The 495-nt window shown below is 56.0% G+C and carries 1 protein-coding gene; it reads right to left on the bottom strand.

Annotation, left to right across the window (positions count from 1 at the left end; genetic code table 11):
* Positions 1-482, bottom strand: a 482-nt coding sequence (locus tag AB4Z23_RS28315) for a TonB-dependent siderophore receptor (RefSeq protein WP_441361284.1), incomplete at its 3' end; no start/stop codon positions are given.
* Between the last annotated feature and the right edge of the window lie 13 nt (positions 483-495).

A 495-nucleotide genomic window follows, 5' to 3' on the forward strand; every position in this document is an offset into this window, starting at 1 on the left:
AGTCCCGTGAAGCAGGGGGTCGACGTCCGGTGTTTGTAGCTGCCTCCGAACGCCACGGTCGTATTATCTGTTATGTCGGCCTCAAGGATCCCGTAAAGAAAAACGTTACGGCTTTTCGCGGTATCGGTGAAGTAGTCGCGGTCATTGAATGAACCTACAATGCGACCCCGCAATGATCCTGGCTCATTTAGGGGACCGGTCGCATCGACTTCGGTTCGATAGTTCTGGAACGAACCGATATCCTGGGAGACCGAAAGCTGGCGCTTGTCGAGCGGCCGTTTCCTGACCATGTTGACCGTCGCACCGGGATATCCGACGCCTTGGAGCAAACCGGCTGCGCCACGCAAAACCTCAACGCGATCGAACGCTGCCATGTCTTCGCTGAAACTGTTCGCCTGCGCGTAATAGGTGCTGCGGGCAACGCCATCATATTGCATCGTGTCAACGACCGAACCACGTGAATAGACATATCTCGACCCCATCGGGCTGTCGTAG

The organism is Agrobacterium sp. MCAB5 (assembly GCF_052114365.1).
GTDB classification, from domain to species: domain Bacteria; phylum Pseudomonadota; class Alphaproteobacteria; order Rhizobiales; family Rhizobiaceae; genus Agrobacterium; species Agrobacterium tumefaciens.